We start from the raw sequence: 20,784 nt of genomic DNA on the forward strand, positions 1-20,784 counted from the left end.
GGGCCGCGCCGGTTTCATGCGCTGTGCCTTGAGACGCCGCGCTTCACCTCAGTACACATCCCTGCGGTAACGGCCTTCGACGATCAGGTCTTCGACGGCGGTAGCGCCCAGGATGTCGGCCAGTGCGGCATCGACGCCTGCGGCCATGCCGTCGGCGCTGCCGCAGACGTAGAGCACGGCGCCGTCGGCGATCCAGTCGCGCAGGGGGTCGGCGGCTTCGCGCAGGGCGTCCTGCACGTAGCGGCGCCGGGCCTGGTCGCGGGAGTAGATGAAGTCGGCGCGCTGCAGCTTGCCTGCGGCCAGCCAGCCGGAGACCTCGGCCTCGCAGTACCCGTCATGGGCCCGCTGGCGTTCGCCGAACAGCAGCCAGTTGCGGTGGCGGCCTGCGTGCATGCGCGCCAGCAGGTGGCCGCGCAGGCCGGCATAGCCGGAGCCGTTGCCGATGAAGATGGCCGGCGCATCGGGCTCGGCATCTGCCTCTTCACGCGGCTCGAAGGCGCGGTTTTCCACCAGTCTCATGGCCACGGATGTGCCCTGGGCCGCATGCGCCGTCAGCCAGCCCGACGCCACGCCCAGGCCGCCGTCATGGCGGGCCTGGCGCACCAGCAGCCGCACATGGCCGTCCTGCGGCAGCGAGGCGACCGAGTAGCTGCGCGGCAGCAGCGGCCGCAGTGCATCGGCCACGGCCTGGGGCGCGGTGCCGGGGGCGATGTCGCCCGGGGCCGGAAGCACGCTGGCGGCCAGCGCCTCACCCAGAGTGCAGGTCTGCTGGCGCCATTGCACGGGGGCCGAACCGTCACATTCCTGGGCGGCCAGCCAGGCCTGCACGGTGGCTGCGCCATGGCGTGGCAGCACCTCAGCCAGCGCACCAGCCCGCCACAGCGGGGCGACGCCTTCAGGCGGCGACAGTTCCAGCACGTAGAGACCGGCGCCCTGGCTGCCCGCATTGCACAGGCTGCGCGCCTGCAGCGGCCAGGCAGCAAAGGCCGTGGCATCGGCCAGCGGGCCTGCAGCGGACGCAGGCAGCGCATCCGATGCAGGCGGCATGGCCCCGAAATGTCCAGCCAGCGCCTGCTGCCAGGCATTCCAGGCCTGGGGTTGCTCGCCATCCATCTCGATCAGCGGAAACACGGGCTGTGCGCCCAGGCGGCGCAGCTGGTGGTCCAGCGCGTGACCAAAGCCGCAGAAGGCCGCGTACTGCCGGTCGCCCAGCGCCAGCAGGCCGTATTGCAGGTGCGGCAGGGCCGAGCCCGAGGCCGCGCCCAGCAGGCTGGCAAAGCGGCGCGCGACATCCGGCGGGTCGCCTTCGCCAAAGGTGCTGGCCACGAAGAGCACGCGCCGATGGTGGCGCAGTTGCTCGGCATCCAGCGCCGCCACGGATTGCAGGCTGGCCGCCATGCCCGCCCCCCGCAGCACGGCCACGGTGGCCACGGCCAGGCGCTCGGCGCGGCCGGCCTGGCTGGCAAAGGCGACCAGCACGGTGTCCTGGCCCGCAGGGGCGGACGGTGGCGGGTCCGCCATCAGCGCCTGGCGCTCCTTGGCCAGGGCACGCGCCTTGCGCCGGCGGTCCAGGTAGAGCATCCAGCCCGTGATGGCGAACAGGGGCATGATCAGCGAGGCCAGCGTCATGAAGATGCGCCCCGGCATGCCGAAATAAGTGCCCATGTGCAGCGGGTAGATGGCGCCCACGGCGCGGCGGCCCGTGGGCAGGTCGGCATAGCGCTCGTCGCGCTGCACCGTGCCATCGGGCAGCAACGCCATCTGGTTGCGCGCGCGCTCATGGGCGGCATCGGCATCCAGCCAGCTGATCTGCAGGGGTTGGCCCGCGCGCTCGGGCAGGCGCAGCTGGGCGAACTGCCAGCCATGGGCGATGCGCTCGAAGGCGGCCCAGCCGGGCGCGATGTCGATGAGCTGCTGCGCGCCAGTCGGCTCAGGCCGGCCGCCACCGGGTTTCGAGGACGGCGCCGCGGGAGCGGCCACACGCGGCGGCACGCCGGCCCAGCCATCCACCGTGCTGCGCACCACGCCAAAGGCCCAGTACATGCCGGTGCAGGTGAACACCACATAGGCCACCAGGGCCCAGGTGCCCGCCACCGAGTGCAGGCCCCAGAGAAAGGAGCGGCCCTTGAGCGCCGGGTCGAAGGTCAGCCAGATGCGCCAGGACAGCGGCCGGCGCGGCCAGCGCAGGTACAGGCCCGACAGCGACAGCATCAGCAACAGGCCGGCCAGGGTGCCCGTGATCGGCTTGCCGTCATCGCGCGGCAGCAGCAGCCAGCGGTGCAGGCGCTCCACCCATTCAAAAAACTCCGTGCCGTGCTGCTCAGGCAGCTGCGCGCCCGTGTAGGGATCGACAAAGACCGTCTGGCCCCGGCGCTGGCCGGCCGGCGGCTTGAAGGCCACCTGGGCCGAGCGGCCGGGCTCGGCAAAGACGGTGATGCGCTGGACCACGCGCTGCTCGCCAGCCTCGTGCAGCGCCTGCGCAATCTGCGGCGGCGCCAGCGGCGCGGCATCGCGCGCGGGCACGGAGGCAGTGCCGGGATTCATCCATCCCAGGATTTCCTCATGGAACGAGAACACCGCGCCCGACAGCCCGATGACGATGAGCACCGTACCGGCCGTAATGCCGACGAACCAGTGCAACTGGAACCAGATTTTCTTGAAAGTCATGGGGAGCAGGCGAGCAGGCGGCGTCGGTCGGAAATCCATTGCGGTGCGCAACGGAACATCAGGACAGAACGGTGCATGGAAGGCAGGCGGGCAGAGATGAAAGTGCGCAGCACCTGTGCATCGGCCCCGGGCGGCGTTGGCCGGGACTTGTCGACGGAAGGCGCCAATCAGCGAGAAATTCTAAATTGTTCTCATTTACGGCGTGTTGCACGCGCGATAGGCCCGCAAGACGGCCTGGGGTTACGGGCAGGCTTGAGCCGCCGGGATGCAGTGCCTGCGCCCAATGGAAATCGCCTGCCGAAACAGGTTCGGCAGGCGATGGTTCAGCTCCTCTTCAGCCGTGTGTCAACCGCGTCTGCGGCGCAGATTCCACAGGCCTGCAGCCAGCATCAGCAGCATGGCCATGGCGAGCATGCGAGGTTCGAGCGCAGGGATCGGCCTGGCATCCGGTGCCGCACCCACACGCGCCGGACCGCTGGGATCCACGATCACGCCATTGGCTGCGCGATCGTCATCACCCTGGCCACCATCGGTGACCACCACCGAGGTCGTATTGCCCGACACCACCGCACCCGCAGGCTGATACCAGGAGTCCGCCGCCCCTGCGGACGCTGGACCGAACTTCCAGTACGCCATGCCGGTCACCGGCCCCGGCCAGGTGACGCTGACCGTGATCGAGCTGCTGGGCGTACAGCCGCGGGCCACGAAGTGCACATTGCCGTACGGGAAGCTCAACTGGCCCGGCGCACCCGCCGCAGCCGCGACGAAGGACGACTGCGACACATCGAACCCGCAGCCCGCGCCACCACCGCTCAAGGTCGCCGTGGCGTTGCCTGCCCCGGTGGCTGTCGGACCCGTGAAGGTCGTTCCGAGCACGTTGAGCGAAGTCGTTGTGGCAGGTCCGGTATTGCCATTGCCAGGATTGGTCTGGGTCGCGCTGATCGTGTGCAGACCCGGCGTCGGCAAGCCGCCGCTTGGCGTGCAGCTCCACGTCTGATCGGCCGCGACGATTGCCGTACACAGTGTCGTCGAGCCATCCTTCACCGTGATCGTGTAGCCCGGCGTGCCGGTGCCGGAAATCTGCGGATAGCCTCCCACCGTGGTCGGCGAAACCGTCAGCGTCGGAGCCACCGGCACCTGCGTGCTGGGAGTGACCGGCGTTGCTGGTGTCGATGCACAGTTCACAGTGCAACCTGCCGTCGGATTGACCGGGCTGATGCCACCCGACGGATCGTAGGAAGCCGTGTTCGTGCTCGACCCCACAGCCGTCGGCACAGCCGGCAGATTGAAGCTGGTGTTGCCACCGGCCGCCACCGGCGTGATGAAGCTCACCGTACACGTCAGCACGGAGCTGCCGTTACCCGCAAACGGGAAGGTGTTGGGCGTGCAGGTCGCGCTGGCCACGTTTGCGCCGGTCGGCACACCCGTGATGCTGATGCCTGCCGGCACCAGGTCCTTGATGGTCACGCTGGTGGCGGGGCCGAAGGCACTGGCAGCGTTGGACACGGAGAACGCGTAGTTGAACGGCGTACCCACCGCCAGGCTGCCGGGGTTGGCCTTGGTGACCGTCAGCGCAGGCGTGCCAGGCGTGACGGGCGTGGTGGGTGTCGACGCGCAATCCGTCGTGCACCCTGCCGTCGGATTGACGGGGCTGATGCCGCCCGACGGATCGTAGGAGGCCGTGTTCGTGCTCGAACCCACAGCCGTCGGCACAGCCGGCAGGTTGAAGCTGGTGTTGCTGCCCGCTGCCACCGGTGTGGTGAAGCTCACCGTACACGTCAGCACGGAACTGCCGTTACCCGCAAACGGGAAGGTGTTGGGCGTGCAGGTCGCACTGGCCACGTTCGCACCTGTCGGCGCACCCGTGATGCTGATGCCTGCAGGCACCAAGTCCTTGATGGTCACGCTGGTGGCGGGACCGAAGGCACTGGCAGCGTTGGACACGGAGAACGCGTAGTTGAACGCAGTCCCCACAGCCAGGCTGCCCGGGTTGGCCTTGGTGACCGTCAACGCTGGCGTGCCAGGCGTCACCGGAGTCACCGGTGTGGAAGCGCAGTTCGTCGTGCAACCGGCCGTCGGATTGACAGGGCTGATGCCACCCGACGGATCGTAGGAGGCCGTGTTCGTGCTCGAACCCACCGCCGTCGGCACAGCCGGCAGGTTGAAGCTGCTGTTGCTGCCAGCTGCCACCGGTGTGGTGAAGCTCACCGTGCAAGACAGGATCGCCGTGCCATTGCCCACGAAGGGGAAGGTGTTGGGCGTGCAGGTCGCACTGGCCACGTTTGCACCAGTCGGCACGCCCGTGATGCTGATGCCTGCCGGCACCAGGTCCTTAATGGTCACGCTGGTGGCGGGACCAAAGGCACTGGCCGCATTCGCTACCGTGAAGGCGTAGTTGAAAGGCGTGCCCACCGCCAGGCTGCCTGGGTTGGCCTTGGTGACCGTCAGCGCAGGCGTGCCAGGCGTGACGGGCGTGGTGGGTGTCGACGCGCAATCCGTCGTGCACCCTGCCGTCGGATTGACCGGGCTGATGCCGCCCGACGGATCGTAGGAAGCCGTGTTCGTGCTCGAGCCCACAGCCGTCGGCACAGCCGGCAGGTTGAAGCTGGTGTTGCCACCGGCCGCCACTGCCGCAGTGAAGTTCACCGTGCAAGACAGGATCGCCGTGCCATTGCCCACGAAGGGGAAGGTATTGGGCGTGCAGGTCGCGCTGGCCACGTTTGCGCCAGTCGGTACGCCCGTGATGCTGATGCCCGCAGGCACCAGGTCCTTGATGGTCACGCTGGTGGCGGGGCCGAAGGCTCCAGCCGCATTCGCTACCGTGAAGGCGTAGTTGAACGGCGTGCCCACCGCCAGGCTGCCGGGATTGGCCTTGCTGACTGTCAACACAGGCGTGCCTGGCGTGACGGGCGTGGTGGGTGTCGACGCGCAATCCGTCGTGCACCCTGCCGTCGGATTGACCGGGTTGATTCCGCCCGACGGATCGTAGGAGGCCGTGTTCGTGCTCGAACCCACAGCCGTCGGCACAGCCGGCAGGTTGAAGCTGGTGGTGCCACCTGCCGCCACTGCCGCAGTGAAGTTCACCGTACACGTCAGCACGGTGCTGCCATTGCCCGCAAACGGGAAGGTGTTGGGCGTGCAGGTCGAGCTGGCCACGTTCGCGCCAGTTGGCACGCCCGTGATGCTGATGCCTGCCGGCACCAGGTCCTTGATGGTCACGCTGGTGGCGGGACCGAAGGCACTCGCTGCATTCGCTACCGTGAAGGCGTAGTTGAAAGGCGTGCCCACCGCCAGGCTGCCTGGGTTGGCCTTGGTGACCGTCAGCGCAGGAGTACCAGGGGTCACCGGCGTGGAAGGCGTCGATGCGCAATCCGTCGTGCACCCTGCCGTCGGATTGACCGGGCTGATGCCGCCCGACGGATCGTAGGAGGCCGTGTTCGTGCTCGAACCCACCGCCGTCGGCACAGCCGGCAGGTTGAAGCTGGTGTTGCTGCCCGCTGCCACCGGTGTGGTGAAGCTCACCGTACACGTCAGCACGGAACTGCCGTTACCCGCAAACGGGAAGGTGTTGGGCGTGCAGGTCGCACTGGCCACGTTTGCGCCGGTCGGCACGCCCGTGATGCTGATACCCGCAGGCACCAGGTCTTTGATGGTCACGCTGGTGGCGGGACCGAAGGCACTGGCGGCGTTGGACACGGAGAACGCGTAGTTGAACGCAGTTCCCACAGCCAGGCTGCCCGGGTTGGCCTTGGTGACCGTCAGCGCTGGCGTACCCGGCGTGACCGGTGTGGTGGGTGTCGACGCGCAATCCGTCGTGCAACCCGCCGTCGGATTGACGGGGCTGATGCCGCCCGACGGATCGTAGGAGGCCGTGTTCGTGCTCGAGCCCACAGCCGTCGGAACAGCCGGCAGGTTGAAGCTAGTGTTGCCGCCAGCCGCCACTGCCGCCGTGAAGTTCACCGTACACGTCAGCACGGTGCTGCCATTGCCCGCAAACGGGAAGGTGTTGGGCGTGCAGGTCGCACTGGCCACATTTGCACCAGTCGGCACGCCCGTGATGCTGATGCCCGCAGGCACCAGGTCCTTGATGGTCACGCTGGTGGCGGGACCGAAGGCACTGGCAGCGTTGGACACGGAGAACGCGTAGTTGAACGGCGTGCCCACAGCCAGGCTACCGGGGTTGGCCTTGGTGACCGTCAGCGCAGGCGTACCAGGGGTCACAGGCGTGGAAGGCGTCGATGCGCAATCCGTCGTGCAACCCGCCGTCGGATTGACGGGGTTGATGCCGCCCGACGGATCGTAGGAGGCCGTGTTCGTGCTCGAACCCACAGCCGTCGGAACAGCCGGCAGATTGAAGCTGGTGTTGCCACCAGCCGCCACTGCCGCAGTGAAGTTCACCGTACACGTCAGGACAGTGCTGCCATTGCCCGTGAACGGGAAGGTGTTGGGCTTGGGCGAGCAGTCCACACTGGACACGTTCGCGCCTGTCGGCGCACCCGTGATGCGGATCCCCGCAGGCACCAGATCCTTGATGGTCACGCTGCTGGCAGGACCGAAGGCACTCGCTGCATTCGCTACCGTGAAGGTGTAGTTGAAGGGCGAACCTACAGCCAGGCTACCCGGGTTGGCCTTGGTGACCGTCAACGCAGGCGTGCCAGGGGTCACAGGCGTGGAAGGCGTCGATGCGCAATCCGTCGTGCAACCCGCCGTCGGATTGACGGGGTTGATGCCGCCCGATGGATCGTAGGAGGCCGTGTTCGTGCTCGAACCCACCGCCGTCGGCACAGCCGGCAGGTTGAAGCTGCTGTTGCTGCCAGCTGCCACCGGTGTGGTGAAGCTCACCGTGCAAGACAGGATCGCCGTGCCATTGCCCACGAAGGGGAAGGTATTGGGCGTGCAGGTCGCGCTGGCCACATTTGCACCGGTCGGCACGCCCGTGATGCTGATCCCCGCGGGCACCAGGTCCTTGATGGTCACGCTGGTTGCGGGGCCGAAGGCACCGGCGGCGTTATTCACCGTGAAGGCGTAGTTGAACGGCGTGCCCACAGCCAGGCTGCCCGGGTTGGCCTTGGTGACCGTCAGCGCAGGCGTGCCAGGAGTGACTGGAGTCACTGGTGTGGAAGCGCAGTCTGTCGTGCAACCGGCCGTCGGATTGACCGGGCTGATGCCACCCGACGGATCGTAGGAGGCAGTGTTCGTGCTCGAGCCCACCGCCGTCGGCACAGCTGGCAGATTGAAGCTGCTGTTGCCACCCGCTGCGACCGAAGCCGTGAAGTTCACCGTGCACGTAAGCACGGAACTGCCGTTACCCGCAAACGGGAAGGTGTTGGGCGTGCAGGTCGCGCTGGCCACGTTTGCACCAGTCGGCACGCCCGTGATGCTGATACCCGCAGGCACCAAATCCTTGATGGTCACGCTGGTGGCAGGGCCGAAGGCTCCAGCCGCATTCGCTACCGTGAAGGCGTAGTTGAAAGGCGTGCCTACAGCCAGGGTACCGGGGTTGGCCTTGGTGACCGTCAACGCTGGCGTGCCAGGCGTGACCGGTGTGGTGGGTGTCGACGCGCAATCCGTCGTGCAACCCGCCGTCGGATTGACGGGGCTGATGCCGCCCGACGGATCGTAGGAGGCCGTGTTCGTGCTCGAGCCCACAGCCGTCGGAACAGCCGGCAGGTTGAAGCTAGTGTTGCCGCCAGCCGCCACTGCCGCCGTGAAGTTCACCGTACACGTCAGCACGGTGCTGCCATTGCCCGCAAACGGGAAGGTGTTGGGCGTGCAGGTCGCGCTGGCCACGTTTGCACCAGTTGGCACGCCCGTGATGCTGATGCCTGCCGGCACCAGGTCCTTGATGGTCACGCTGGTGGCGGGGCCGAAGGCACTGGCAGCGTTGGACACGGAGAACGCGTAGTTGAAGGGCGTGCCCACGGCCAGGCTGCCGGGATTGGCCTTGGTGACTGTCAGCGCAGGAGTACCAGGGGTCACCGGCGTGGAAGGCGTCGATGCGCAATCCGTCGTGCAACCCGCCGTCGGATTGACGGGGTTGATGCCGCCCGACGGATCGTAGGAGGCCGTGTTCGTGCTCGAACCCTCCGCCGTCGGAACAGCCGGCAGGTTGAAGCTGGTGCTGCCACCGGCTGCGACCGAGGTCGTGAAGTTCACCGTACACGTCAGGACGGCGATGCCATTGCCCGCAAACGGGAAGGCGTTGGGCGTGCAGGTCGCACTGGCCACGTTTGCGCCGGTCGGCACGCCCGTGATGCTGATGCCTGCCGGCACCAGGTCCTTGATGGTCACGCTGGTGGCAGGGCCGAAGGCACCGGCCGCATTCGCTACCGTGAAGGCGTAGTTGAACGCCGTGCCCACGGCCAGACTGCCAGGGTTGGCCTTGGTGACCGTCAGCGCTGGCGTGCCAGGCGTGACCGGAGTCACCGGTGTGGAAGCGCAGTCTGTCGTGCAACCCGCCGTCGGATTGACGGGGCTGATGCCGCCGGACGGATCGTAGGAAGCCGTGTTCGTGCTCGAACCCACCGCCGTCGGCACAGCCGGCAGATTGAAGCTGGTGGTGCCACCGGCTGCGACCGAGGTCGTGAAGTTCACCGTACAAGTCAGCACGGAGCTGCCGTTACCCGCAAACGGGAAGGTGTTGGGCGTGCAGGTCGCGCTGGCCACGTTCGCGCCGGTCGGCACACCCGTGATGCTGATGCCCGCAGGCACCAGGTCCTTGATGGTCACGCTGTTGGCAGGACCGAAGGCACTGGCGGCATTGGACACGGAGAACGCATAGTTGAAGGGCGTACCCACAGCCAAGCTGCCAGGGTTGGCCTTGGTGACACTGAGGTTCACCACGCTTACAAAATGAATTTGTGCGGCGCTTGGCGAATACGCGTTTGCTCCCACGGTGAACGTGCCACCCAGGGTTCCGGCAGGAATGCTGGTGGCAATGCTGTAGGTCCCACTCGCTGTGCTGGTGGCAGTGATCGAGCAGATGCCCAGAGTTGTGCCGCTTGTTCCAGTGGTGCAAGTGGCTGACGCGCCGTCCGCGCCACCGTTCAGCTTCACGCCGGGGGTACCGGCAAAGGTGACGACCTCGCCGCCCTTGGGATTGCCACCGGCATCGCGCACATATGCTTCCACCACATCGGTTGCCGTGCCATTTGCCGCCGCGTTGTCGCTCACGACACGCAGGCCCGAATTGCTTGCCGAGGCATTGCCGGCGACAAAGGCCATCGATTGCGGGCTGTTGCCGATGGCGGCTGCACCCACCGTGGCGGCAGCCGAGTAAGTCGATGCGGTCACGCTGGTGAACGACACCGAGCAGGTCGCCGCCGCACCCGCAGTCGTGCAACTGGCGGTGGCAGGTGCCGCTCCGGCAGGCGTCACGCTGAAGTTCACGGCAACGCCGGTGACCGGATTGCCGAACGCATCCTTGGTGACCACGGAAACGACGTCCTGGCCGCCGCCGGCTGCCTGGTTGTTCACATCGACCGACATGGTCGAATTGGCGGGATCGACGGCACCTGCCGTAAAGACATAGGCAGCCGTCGCACCGTACGTATTGCCGCCGGCGCTGATGCCGCTGCCGCTCAATGCGCCGCTCGCGATGCTTGCGCCGGAAGCGTAGGAGCCCGCGACGGTTGTCCTGGCGGTGACCTGGCAGGTACCGGCCGCATTGGTGGTGCAGGTACCGCTGAAGGTGATGTTTGCGGTGGGAGAGAACGTGACAACGCTTCCGGCCACCGGATTGCCGTTGACATCTCCCACAAACGCTTCAAGCACATCTGTCGCCGAGCCATTGGCCGTGGCCGGACTGCTGACGGTACGCACCCCCGACCTGGCGGGGTCGGCGGCATTGGCCGTGAAGTTGATCACGGCCGGACTGCCGTTTGCCACGCTCTGGGTGGTGGTGCCGTTGTTGTCCGTGGCTGTGAAGCTCGCCGCACCAGCGACGGTGGATGTCACCGTGATGGAGCAGCGCGCTGGATTCGCATTGGCCGCAATCGTGCAGGAAGTTGCCGAAGGCGTGCCGGCGCCGGTATGGACAAAGCCGATGGTGTGGGCAACCGTATCGACGGTTGCATTGCCATTGGCGTCCTGCAGTGCGACGGTCACCGTGCCGGTGCTCGTACCGTCGGCCATCACCGAGAGCGGTGTGGCACTGAGCAGATTGCCACTGGCTGTATTGCTGGGCGGCCCGGCAATGAAGTTGACCGATACCGGACTGCCATTGCTCACGGCCTCTCCGTTGTCCGTTGCCGTGAAGCTTGCGGTGCCGACCGTGGCCGATTTCACCGTCACGGAGCAGGTGGCCGGATTGGCGTTGGCCGCGATCGTGCACGTGGGTGCGGCCGGCGTGGTCGTGCCCACGCCCGTTTTGGTGAAGACAATCGTGTGCGCCACCGTATCCGTGGCGGGATTGCCATTGGCATCGCGCAGGGTCACGCTGATCGAGCTCGTGGCAGTGTTGTCTGCGACAACGCTGAGCGGACTGGCACTGATCAGGTTTCCATTCGCGCCATTGCTGGGCGAGCCGGCCGTGTAGTTCACCGCAGCCGTAGCCGTGGCGGCCGAGCCATTGATGGTGAAACCAAAGGTGCCGCTGCCGACTGCGGTAGGTGCCGTGACGGTGGCCGTGTACACCCCTGCGCTGCACGCCCCCGCGCCGACCGCGGGCGAGCCCTGTGTTCCACCGTTCAGCGTGAAGGCCACCGTGTTGGCACAGGTCGCAATCGAATTGCCTGACGCATCCTTGAGCTGCGCCGTCAATGCGCTGGTTGCAGTGCCACTGGCAATGATCGAGGTCGGACTCGCAACGATGGTCGAGGCGCTGGTACTTGGCGGACCCGCCGTGTAGCTCACTGAAGCCGTAGCAACTGCGGCAGAGCCGTTGATGGTGAATCCGAAGATCCCGCTGCCGACTGCCGTGGGCGATGTGACGGTGCCCGTATAGATACCGGCGGTACACGAGGCCGCGCCCACACTCGGCGTTCCCTGCGTTCCGCCGTTCAGGGTGAACGCCACCGTGTTCGTGCACGTGTTGATCGGATTGCTGCTGGCATCGACCAGTTGCACGCGCAGCACGCTGGTGGAGCTGCCGTTGGCCACGATCGATGCCGGAGTGGCGACTATCGTCGATGCACTCGTGCTCGGCGTTGCGGCCGCATAGGAGATCGTTGCGGTGGCAACAGCCGCAGCCCCGTTGATGGTGAACCCGAAGGTGCCGCTGCCGACCAGCACCGGCGATGTCACCGTCCCCGTGTACATGCCGGCACTGCAGCCCGTGACGCTGACGGCAGGAACGCCTTGCGTCCCCGCATTGAGGGTGAAGGCCACCGTATCGGTACAGGTGGTGACAAGGTTGCCTAACGCATCCTTCAACTGCACGGCCAAGGTGCTGGTGGAGACGCCATTGGCCGCAATCGATGGCGGACTCGCGGCGATTTCAGAACCGGTCGTGCTGGCCGGCAGCCCGGTGAAGCTGTAAGCAACCGGCGAAGGCTGATAAGTCACTGCGCCAGATACCGGGCTTCCACCCAATGGAAGATTGGAGAACGTGGCACCAGCGACTGACGACGACAAGGTCACGGGTGTGGTGAATGTTCCGGCGACACTGCTGCTGGCATTGATGGGAGACGCGCACTTTCCGCTGGAGTCGGTCGTGCAGCTGACTGCGGCGGAGCTGCCATTGAACGTGACACCTGCAGGCGGCGCTGCGAAGGTAACGGTGTCACTGCCCCCCGTCCAGGCATTGCCTTGGCCGTCAACAATGTAGACCTCCAGCAAGTCGCTGCTGCCGACAGGTTGATTGTTGGTCGTCGCCAGAACGCCGGATTTCAGGGCACAGGGAAAACCGGTGACGCTTGCAGCCGTTGAAAGCTGCGAGGTCTGGGCTCCACCGGAATTGCTGTCCGTCACTGTGACCCGCACCTGGCCGCTGAGATACGAAGGAACGGTCAGCGTTCCCGAGGCTCCGGCCATGGTCCCTGAGCCCAGATAGACCTGCGCATCGTTGACGCCCGCGCCGGTCGGCGACCAAAAGGCTTCCACCGTATACGGTGCCGGCTCGCTCGCATTGGCATTTGCCGTGATATTGAATGTCCAGGTGCAGGCGGCGGTGTCACTGGCGCCAACGCCAAGGGTCGGGGTCCATCCGGTTTGTCCATTGGCCGTCGTCAGCAAACTGATACCTGAGTTTGCAGCCACAGGCACGGAAAACAGCGTGTTCTGAGAAATCTTGAAGAAATCATGCGTAGTGATACGAATGGCACTTCTCGACTGGCTTGTCATCTTGTTGTTGCCAATCAACCCTGGTGCCGTACCCGTCCCACTAATATTCAACCCGTCCCCGCCGCCAGTGAAATTGTTATCGGTCACCGTCACTACCTGCGTCGTGCCTGAGGCTGCCGTATTCACCGTTGGCGCCGACACATGCATTGGCGATGAAGCGGTATAGGCGGCAATAGGCAGCGAGAAGGTATTACCCGTCACGGCAAGACCAATTCCATTGCCCAGGTTGATCGTTCCATCAACCGACACCACGGCCCTGGGCGCATTTCCACCAGTCGGGCTCAGTGCGATATTCGAATCTTTGATCGTCAATCCGTTGACGGTCATGTTCGACATGACCTGGAAGAACTGCTCGAGCTGCATTCCCCCGATAGGGTTGGGCAGATTCGTTACCGTGAAATTATCGACAACAATATTGGAAACTGTGCCTGCACCGTTGCTTGCGGCAACGGAAATGGCCGAGCCCTTGTTATTGCCGTAATTTCCATTCCATATCGCGGAATTGATCGTGCTATTGGTAAAGAATACGTTTTGTGCGCCTTGATGAATCTCCGCGTACAGCTCGCAGTTGAACGGCGTCCCCTCTCCCGCAGGGGTTGGAGCCACATTCACCAGGCCGACGCGATCAATGGTGACATTGTTCGCCGGGGAGCCAACGACGAATACCGCTTCGCCACAGGTCATGTTGGGCGAATTGGTGAGCGTGATGTTCTTCCCACCAAGATAAAAAGTTTCCCAGGGGGAGTCCGCCCAGTTCTGGACTTGTATGACTCCCCCGAAATCGATGGTCAACGAGCCCGTGCCGGCTGGCACGGTGCCTTTGAGCCAGTACCAGGCACCACCGGCACCAGTGGTGGTGCCCGTATCGCCGCCGCTGATCATCTGGCTTTGACCACAGGCATTGGTGGCCCCCGTCACGGCGCCGGACTGGACTCCGCTGGAGAATGTATTGGCACAGCGCACGTAAACCGTCTGATTGTCGACATACGGATGGAGGTTTCCCGCCGCATCCTTGGATGTCCCGCTCTGTATGGTTCGTACCGACGTGGTCAGTGTCGGCGCAAAGACGATGGAAACATCGGCACTCGGATCCAGCGTTTGCAGCGTGTAGTTGGCTGCCTGAATGGCCGCTCGCAGCGTACATGCGCCAGCAAAGGTGCCCCCCAGCGTGCTGACACAGGTGGTTGGTGTCGTTGCATTGGCATTGGGAGCGTCGCTGTTGTCGGTGACCGTGAAGACGATGGTCGCCGCCAGTGCCGTGGATGAGATACCCGCGCATGAAAGCAGCAGCAAAGAGAAAAGGCACTTCGCTGCACGCCACTTGCGAAAAAATGCCGAACCAGGCAGGCGATTGAGAGCATGCATGATATTCCCCGTTTTCTCAAGGAGATATGACAGGAAAATGATTTTCCCAATGGCAATGGCCATCAGTTGTACCCAGCGCATTTGCATCGCCGTACCTCGAATAGTTCTATTTGAATCACGAGCCCACAACTCACCTTGCAGCCGGTGAGTTTGGAAGCAAAATTTTTCGCGCAGATCCTGCGCGTCAATCAAAAAAAGGCGGATTTCCATCAACGCTTGCGCGCTGCTCCACTGCCCATTGAGCGGACACACCTTCAGTCGGGTTTGCGACGCAAAACATTCCTCCCTCGACAAACCATATTCACCGTGCTTGTATTTTTTCAGTGACGGACCAGTTTCCATGGACCCGCACCTGTGCAACGGTAAGTCGCCTATCAGACATATATACAACCCATGGTTAACCCATGCAGGTCCAATCGACCAGAACATGCACTGACAAACCACTGCACATATCGATAGGCTAAATCATGTTTTTTTCTATTTCAATAGTTTTTTTACATGAAACCGGAGACTCGTACCAGCGCTACGAGGGAGGCGCTTGAGCGATCTAGGGAATACCCTGAATCAGCCACACCACATACAAGTAACTGGTGGTATCCCCAATACGACTGGAACTGGCTGCGCAAGCCCCATAGAATCGCCCCTGCAGGAGAGCAGGCGGGCGCCACGGTGCCGAGCCTCACCGAAGGCGCAAACTCCCATACACGCTCAGGTTCCGTACTGCAAACACAACATGCCGTCTGGAGAGCCGCCGCACGCAATGTGCGGCGCACCGAAGGAGCAAGCCCCGTTCCCATGGACGGCGGTGAATCTCTCAGGTACCAAGGACAGGGGGAGCGGCAGCTGCGTCACGACGGACGCCGGCTGCCTGCTATCCAGACCATAGCGGCCAGCTTTCGCGTGACCCGGCACATGCCTTTGAAAGGGCATCGTCATGCGCGTCATCGTTCTCGGAGCCGGTCTGATCGGCACCACGTCGGCCTACTATCTGCAATCCCTCGGTCATGAAGTGACCGTCATCGACCGCCAGGCCGCGCCCGGCGCCGAAACCAGCTTCGCCAACGGCGGGCAGATCTCGGTCAGCCATGCCGAGCCCTGGGCCAACCCCGGCGCACCGCTGAAGCTGCTGGGCTGGCTGGGCCGGCAGGACGCCCCCCTGCTCTTCCGCCTGCGCGCCGACATGCGCCAGTGGCTCTGGGGCCTGTCCTTCCTGCGCAACTGCACGCCCGCGCGCACGCGCCACAACATCCAGCAGATCGTTCGCCTGGGCACCTACAGCCGCGAGGCCCTGCAGCAGTTGCGGTCGGACACCGGCATCCAGTACGAGCAGCGCATGCAGGGCATCCTGCACTTCTACACGAACGCCCGCGAGTTCGAGGGCGCGCTCAAGCCCACCGAGCAGATGCAGGCCCTGGGCTGCGACCGCCGCCTGATCGATGCCGACGAGGCCGTGCGCCTGGAGCCGGCTCTGGCCCATGTGCGCGGGCAGATAGCGGGCGCCACCTATACGGCCGAGGATGAATCAGGCGACGCCAACCTCTTCACACGCGAGCTGGCGCGCATCGCCGCCGCCACGGGCGTGCAGTTCCGCCAGAGCCACCACGTGACGGCGCTGCGCACCACGGGCGCGGGCGCCAGCCGCCATATCGACCATGTGGAGGTGACCAATGCCGAGGGCCGCTATGAACGCATCCAGGGCGACGCCTATGTGCTGGCCATGGGCTCGTTCAGCCCGCTGCTGGCCCAGCCGCTGGGGTTGCGCCTGCCCATCTATCCGGCCAAGGGCTACTCCGTGACCCTGCCGGTGCTGGACCCCGCCAAGGCCTATCAGGTCAGCCTCACGGACGACGAGTTCAAGCTGGTGTTCTCGCGCTACACGGGCGCGCAAGGCGACCGCCTGCGCATTGCGGGCACGGCCGAGTTCAACGGCTACGACCGCAACCTGGACCCCGTGCGCTGCGAGGCCATCGTGCGGCGCGTGCAGCAGCTGTTCCCCGGCGCCGGCGATACCGGGCGCGCCCAGTTCTGGAGCGGCCTGCGCCCCGCCACGCCCAGCAATGTGCCGCTGATCGGACGCTCGCCCATCGCCAACCTGTTCCTGAACACCGGCCACGGCACGCTGGGCTGGACCCATGCCTGCGGCTCCGGCATGGCGCTGGCCGACCTGGTCAGCGGCAGGCGGCCGGCCGTGGATTTCGATTTCCTGGGGGCCGCAGCCATGGACCCGGATCGCAGCGCAGGCACGGTGCGCCCGCGCGCGGTCTGAGGTGCGGACGGCGTGTACGACGTGTACGACGCCTATGCAGTGAACACCGTCAACACCCCGGCGAAGCGGTGCAGGCGGGCGTCCATGATCTCGGCTTCGGCAACGAAGCCGATCAATGGCACATCGCCCAGTGCGTGGCGCAGGGTGCGCAGTTCGGCATCGGGGCCGCCGAACAGGCCGCCGCCGCGGCCCCGGCAACTGATGTAGATGGCGCCACGGATGCGGGGCTGTGCCTCGCCTTCGGGCGCCGCCTCCTCGGGCTCCGCCGCATCGCGCAGCGCAGCGCCCAGTTGCAGCAGTTCCTGGCGCGCGACCTGGGCCTGGCGGCGGCAGAAGATCACCGAATGCCCGGCCTCCACGGCCGATGACAGGGCCACGCCCTGGCGCAGCGGGTCCAGGCCAACCAGGGTCAGCACCTGGGCCTCTTCGGTCAGCACGCCGTGGGCCAGGCCCCGGCCCGGCGGCGCAATGGCCGCCAGCGTGGTGCGGACCGTGGTCAGCGCGGGCTGCCAGTCGCTGCCTTCCAGCTCCACGCCCAGCAGTTGCAGCAGGCGCTGCAAGGCCGGATCGCCATCGAGCCCGGTGACCAGGGCGCCGCGCGCCTCGGTGATCTCCAGCCCCTCGCCCAGCGGCACGCAGCCCTGGGCCATGCCCGTGATGCAGGGCACGCCGGCACCGAAGGCCACGCCTGAAAAGCCGCCACGAAAAATGCCGCGCGCGTCCGCATGCTGCGCATGCAGATCCTCGGTGCGGCAGGCGATCTGCACGCCCTCCACGCCGTCTTCCCCGTCATCGCCCACGCCGCCGAACAGCAGGCCGGACTCGGTGCGCTCGGACAGCTCGTACAGCAGCTCGGCCAGCTCGGGCTGGCCGCCTGCGGCATGGACCAGGGCCGAATGGGCGGTGAAGCCGGCCTCGCCGCCAGGCGCATGCAGGGGCGCCAGGCCCGAATACAGGCGGTAGTGGGCGGCCGGTACATCCAGCAGCATCACCGCGAGCGCGGTTCCTGACAGGTACTCATGCGACATGGCCAGAACGCCGCCGGCCGAGCAGCCGGCCCAGTCCGCCACATGGGGCAGGGCCCTGGCCAGATGCTGCAGCAGCGGCCGTGCGTGGGCGGCATGCGCATGGGACAGGTACACCAGTCCCAGACGGGGCCGCTGCGCGTGGCCGGGCCCGGCCATCTGCAAGCGCAGCTGCTGCAGCACCGCGTCGGCCGCGGCGCGCCAGTCGGAATGGCTGGCATGGCCTACAGGAAACAACGACATACCAACCTTCTTTCTAGCCCCGCCAGCACCCGGCTTGCGGGTGGCTGGGGCCTTGCGCATCCATGGGTCCGGCCCGATCGGTCAACGCGCCGGCCGGCTCTTGGCTGCCGGCTTGCTGGCGGCCGGCGCCTTGGCTCCAGCCTTTGCAGCCGTTTTCCTGGCAGCCGCTTTGGCGGGAGCCTTGGCAGCGGTCCTGGGGGCTTCGGCCTGCACCGCAGCCTTGGCCGCCGGCTTTGCGGACGGCGCCTTGGCAGGGGAGACCGCCGCCGCCTTGCCCGCCTGCGCAGCAAAGGCGCTGGCCTGTGCCGCCATGCGGTCCATGGTGGCCTTGGCCAGGTCCCCGGCCATGCCGGTGGCGCGCTGGGCGGCCGCCACGGCCTCCGGGGCCATGGGCTCGGCCATGGCCTTGGCGGCGATCTGCTGGAATTGCTGGGTCAACGCGCCCCACCACTGCATGGCCTGGCCCATGGCGGCGGCCTGGGCGGACTCGTCCTTGGGCGCCGCAGTCTCCGCGGCTGCGGGTCTGTCGGCGGCCTTGCCCGCCTCGGGGGCTGCAGGCGGCGCGGCAGCGGCCTGTGCGGGCTCGGGCTGCGGCTTTTCCTTCTTGCTCGCCCGGCTGGCGGCCGAGGACATGGGCCAGTCCGAAAGGTCGCCCTGCCCCGCGCTGGCGGCGCCCTTGGCCGCGGCGGTGGCCGCGGCGGTTGCGGCTGCAGGGAACTGGAAGGCCTGCGCCAGCTCGCCCATGCTGACGTTCATGCCCTGCAAGGTGGACAGCGTCATGCGCTGCACTTCCAGGGCCTGGATGGTGGCGGCCAGCGCCTTGCCGTTCTGGTCGAGCCAGAACTGCACGGCCTTGAGTTCGGTGATGCGCTTGTCCACCTCTTCGATGCTCACCGTGGGCGCCACCCATTCGGGCAGGCGCCCCAGGGGCCGGGCGGTGGCCGATCCTGCACTCTGGGCCAGGCCCTGCAGGAAGTCGAAACCGGGGATGAACTTGCCGAAACCGAAGGAGGACGCATCACTCATGGCAGCACTCGCTAGGACTGGGTTGGAAGAACATGCCGGTGAAGCACACCGGCCATGCGCTCAGCTTAACCCAGGCACACGCCAAGTCCATCGCAAGTCATGCACGGCCCGCTGCGCACAAACCCGGTGGATGACAAAAAGCTCAGTGGGAGTGGCCGGCATGTCCGCCGTGTCCGCCATGCGCGCCGCCCTGCGCAGCCGATGCCGCACCTGCGCCGGGCGCCATGGCGCGCACGGGGACCTGCAGGCTCAGGCGCGAGGTCTCGCCCTTGGCGTCCTTGAACACCAGGGTGATGGGTACCTGACTGTCCTTGAGCAGCGGGCTCTTGAGCTGCTGCAGCATGACGTGGTAGCCGCCGGGCTTCAGGTCCACGGCCACGCCCTTGGGCAGGTCCAGGCCGTCGATGGCGCGCATGCGCATCACATCGCCTTCCATCTTCATTTCATGCACCTCGGCCACGCCGGCGGCGGGCGACTCCACGCCCACCAGGCGCAGCGGCTCCTCGGCCGTCAGGCGCATGAAGGCGCCCGTGGCCTGCTGGCCCGGCACGCTGGCACGCGCCCAGGCGGCGTCGGCCTTGACATGGGCCGCATCGGCATGGGCATGGGCCAGGCCCATGGACAGGGAGGCGGCGATCAGGAAAGGGGTGGTCCATTGACGCAGTGTCATCACGGTTTCTCCAGAAATTTCAATGCATTGCGGCACGGTCTTCGTGCCTTGCAAAAAGGGTTGGCCAAGCGAAGGAAGCGGGAGTGAATCCGGGAGTCACCGGGGCGGGGCGCGGGCCTGGGGCAGGGCCGGCATGGCCACGCTGTGGACGGAGGCCGGGTGCGCCCGTGGCTGCGCATCTGCCACCAGCGGTGCCGGGGCCGCACTGCACCGGGCGGGCGGCGGCGCCAGCGGGGGCAGGCACAGCGGGCAGTCGATGCCGTGGCTGCCGGCAAGGGCATCGTCCTGACCGGCCGGCGAGGGCACCCAGACCGATTCGCCAGCGGCCGAGCACAGGCGCTCCCAGCCCGAGGCGCGCGCCAGCGGCGCAAACGCCGATGCCAGCGCCACGCACAGCCACAGGCCCAGCGCCCAGCGGGCGCAGGCAGCCAAGGTGGAGGGCAGGCGAAGCGGCATGGCGTCATTCTAGGGGTCTGCCCCAGGACGTCATGTCCGTGACCCCGCCAGGCCCTGCCCGCCCCTACCATCGCAGGCGCATCCCCCAGCCCTCACCAACACCCTAGGAGACACCCATGCTCACCCTGTGCGGATTCGCGGCCAGCAACTACTACAACAAGGTCAAGCTGGCCCTGCTGGAAAAGCAGCTGCCCTTCAACGAGGAACTGGCCTGGCTGGGAGAGACCGACATGGCGCTTTCTCCGCTGGGCAAGGTGCCCTACCTGCGCATCGACGACGGCCGGGGTCTGTGCGAGTCGGCCGCCATGGTCGAGTACGTGGAGACGCTGTCGCCCTCGCCGGCCCTGCTGCCGGCCGACGCCTTCGAGGCCGCCAAGGTGCGCGAGCTGTGCGTGTACCTGGACCTGCACCTGGAGCTGGTGGCGCGCATCCTCTACCCGCAGGCCTTCTTCGGCGGCCAGGTCAGCGACTCCACCCGGGAGCGCACGCTGGCCCAGCTCGACAAGAACGTGGCGGCCTTCGCCAAACTCGCGCGTTTCTCACCCTTTGTGGCGGGCGACAGCTTCACGCTGGCCGACTGCTGCGCCATCGTCCACCTGCCCCTGGTCAGCGCGGCCAGCAAGATCGTTGGCGGCCGCGACGTTCTGGCCGACCTGCCCGTGCGCGAGTACCTGGCGCGCATGGCCGAGCGGCCCACGGTGCAGCAGGTCAATGCCGACCGCAAGACCAATACGGCGCTGATGATGTCCCGCTACGCGAGCGACAAGACCCCTGCCTGAGCCGCG

General features: G+C 66.3%; 8 protein-coding genes and 1 riboswitch. Of the genes, 2 read left to right on the forward strand and 6 right to left on the reverse strand.

Annotated elements, in window-relative coordinates; translation table 11 throughout:
* Positions 1–48: 48 nt before the first annotated feature.
* Positions 49–2,667 (reverse strand): PepSY domain-containing protein, encoded by a 2,619-nt coding sequence (locus ACF8LI_RS04045; RefSeq protein WP_392412136.1) that lies wholly within the window; start codon positions 2,665–2,667, stop codon positions 49–51.
* A gap of 345 nt (positions 2,668–3,012) precedes the next feature.
* Positions 3,013–14,655: a beta strand repeat-containing protein gene (locus ACF8LI_RS04050; RefSeq protein WP_392429735.1), complete on the reverse strand. Its 11,643-nt coding sequence runs from the start codon at positions 14,653–14,655 to the stop codon at positions 3,013–3,015.
* Positions 14,656–15,043: 388 nt separating this feature from the next.
* Positions 15,044–15,154: riboswitch (glycine riboswitch) on the forward strand.
* A 93-nt stretch (positions 15,155–15,247) separates the two neighbouring features.
* On the opposite strand from ACF8LI_RS04050, the gene ACF8LI_RS04055 reads away from it, so the two are divergent.
* Positions 15,248–16,579 carry a D-amino acid dehydrogenase gene (locus ACF8LI_RS04055; protein ID WP_047219489.1) on the forward strand — a complete coding sequence of 444 codons (1,332 nt, stop codon included), beginning with the start codon at positions 15,248–15,250 and terminating at the stop codon, positions 16,577–16,579.
* Positions 16,580–16,611: 32 nt separating this feature from the next.
* On the opposite strand, the gene ACF8LI_RS04060 is transcribed toward ACF8LI_RS04055, so the two are convergent.
* The 4 genes from ACF8LI_RS04060 to ACF8LI_RS04075 all read right to left on the reverse strand — a co-directional run bounded on the left by ACF8LI_RS04060 (position 16,612) and on the right by ACF8LI_RS04075 (position 19,999).
* A complete protein-coding gene (locus ACF8LI_RS04060; protein WP_016450408.1) occupies positions 16,612–17,847 on the reverse strand; it encodes an FIST N-terminal domain-containing protein in 1,236 nt (411 codons plus the stop codon).
* Between the two features lie 81 nt (positions 17,848–17,928).
* Entirely contained in the window at positions 17,929–18,873 is a 945-nt protein-coding gene (locus ACF8LI_RS04065) for a PhaM family polyhydroxyalkanoate granule multifunctional regulatory protein (protein ID WP_312841372.1), read from the reverse strand.
* A gap of 142 nt (positions 18,874–19,015) precedes the next feature.
* A complete protein-coding gene (locus tag ACF8LI_RS04070) occupies positions 19,016–19,543 on the reverse strand; it encodes a copper chaperone PCu(A)C (RefSeq protein WP_016450406.1) in 528 nt (175 codons plus the stop codon).
* Between the two features lie 96 nt (positions 19,544–19,639).
* The gene (locus tag ACF8LI_RS04075) at positions 19,640–19,999 is read right to left on the reverse strand and encodes a hypothetical protein (RefSeq protein WP_016450405.1); all 360 of its coding nucleotides are present in this window, start codon (positions 19,997–19,999) and stop codon (positions 19,640–19,642) included.
* A 116-nt stretch (positions 20,000–20,115) separates the two neighbouring features.
* On the opposite strand from ACF8LI_RS04075, the gene ACF8LI_RS04080 reads away from it, so the two are divergent.
* Positions 20,116–20,778: a glutathione S-transferase gene (locus ACF8LI_RS04080; protein ID WP_312841371.1), complete on the forward strand. Its 663-nt coding sequence runs from the start codon at positions 20,116–20,118 to the stop codon at positions 20,776–20,778.
* Positions 20,779–20,784: the final 6 nt, after the last annotated feature.

The sequence above is a fragment of the Delftia sp. WSY_12 genome, from assembly GCF_043104645.1.
Lineage (GTDB): Bacteria > Pseudomonadota > Gammaproteobacteria > Burkholderiales > Burkholderiaceae_C > Comamonas > Comamonas tsuruhatensis.

Bases quoted from the DNA above. Each gene is read 5' to 3' on its own strand.
- ACF8LI_RS04080 (WP_312841371.1), top strand. From the start codon at position 20,116: ATGCTCACCCTGTGCGGATTCGCGGCCAGCAACTACTACAACAAGGTC.
- ACF8LI_RS04050 (WP_392429735.1), bottom strand. From the start codon at position 14,655: ATGGAAACTGGTCCGTCACTGAAAAAATACAAGCACGGTGAATATGGT.
- ACF8LI_RS04075 (WP_016450405.1), bottom strand. From the start codon at position 19,999: ATGCCGCTTCGCCTGCCCTCCACCTTGGCTGCCTGCGCCCGCTGGGCG.
- ACF8LI_RS04055 (WP_047219489.1), top strand. From the start codon at position 15,248: ATGCGCGTCATCGTTCTCGGAGCCGGTCTGATCGGCACCACGTCGGCC.
- ACF8LI_RS04045 (WP_392412136.1), bottom strand. From the start codon at position 2,667: ATGACTTTCAAGAAAATCTGGTTCCAGTTGCACTGGTTCGTCGGCATT.
- ACF8LI_RS04060 (WP_016450408.1), bottom strand. From the start codon at position 17,847: ATGTCGTTGTTTCCTGTAGGCCATGCCAGCCATTCCGACTGGCGCGCC.
- ACF8LI_RS04065 (WP_312841372.1), bottom strand. From the start codon at position 18,873: ATGAGTGATGCGTCCTCCTTCGGTTTCGGCAAGTTCATCCCCGGTTTC.
- ACF8LI_RS04070 (WP_016450406.1), bottom strand. From the start codon at position 19,543: ATGACACTGCGTCAATGGACCACCCCTTTCCTGATCGCCGCCTCCCTG.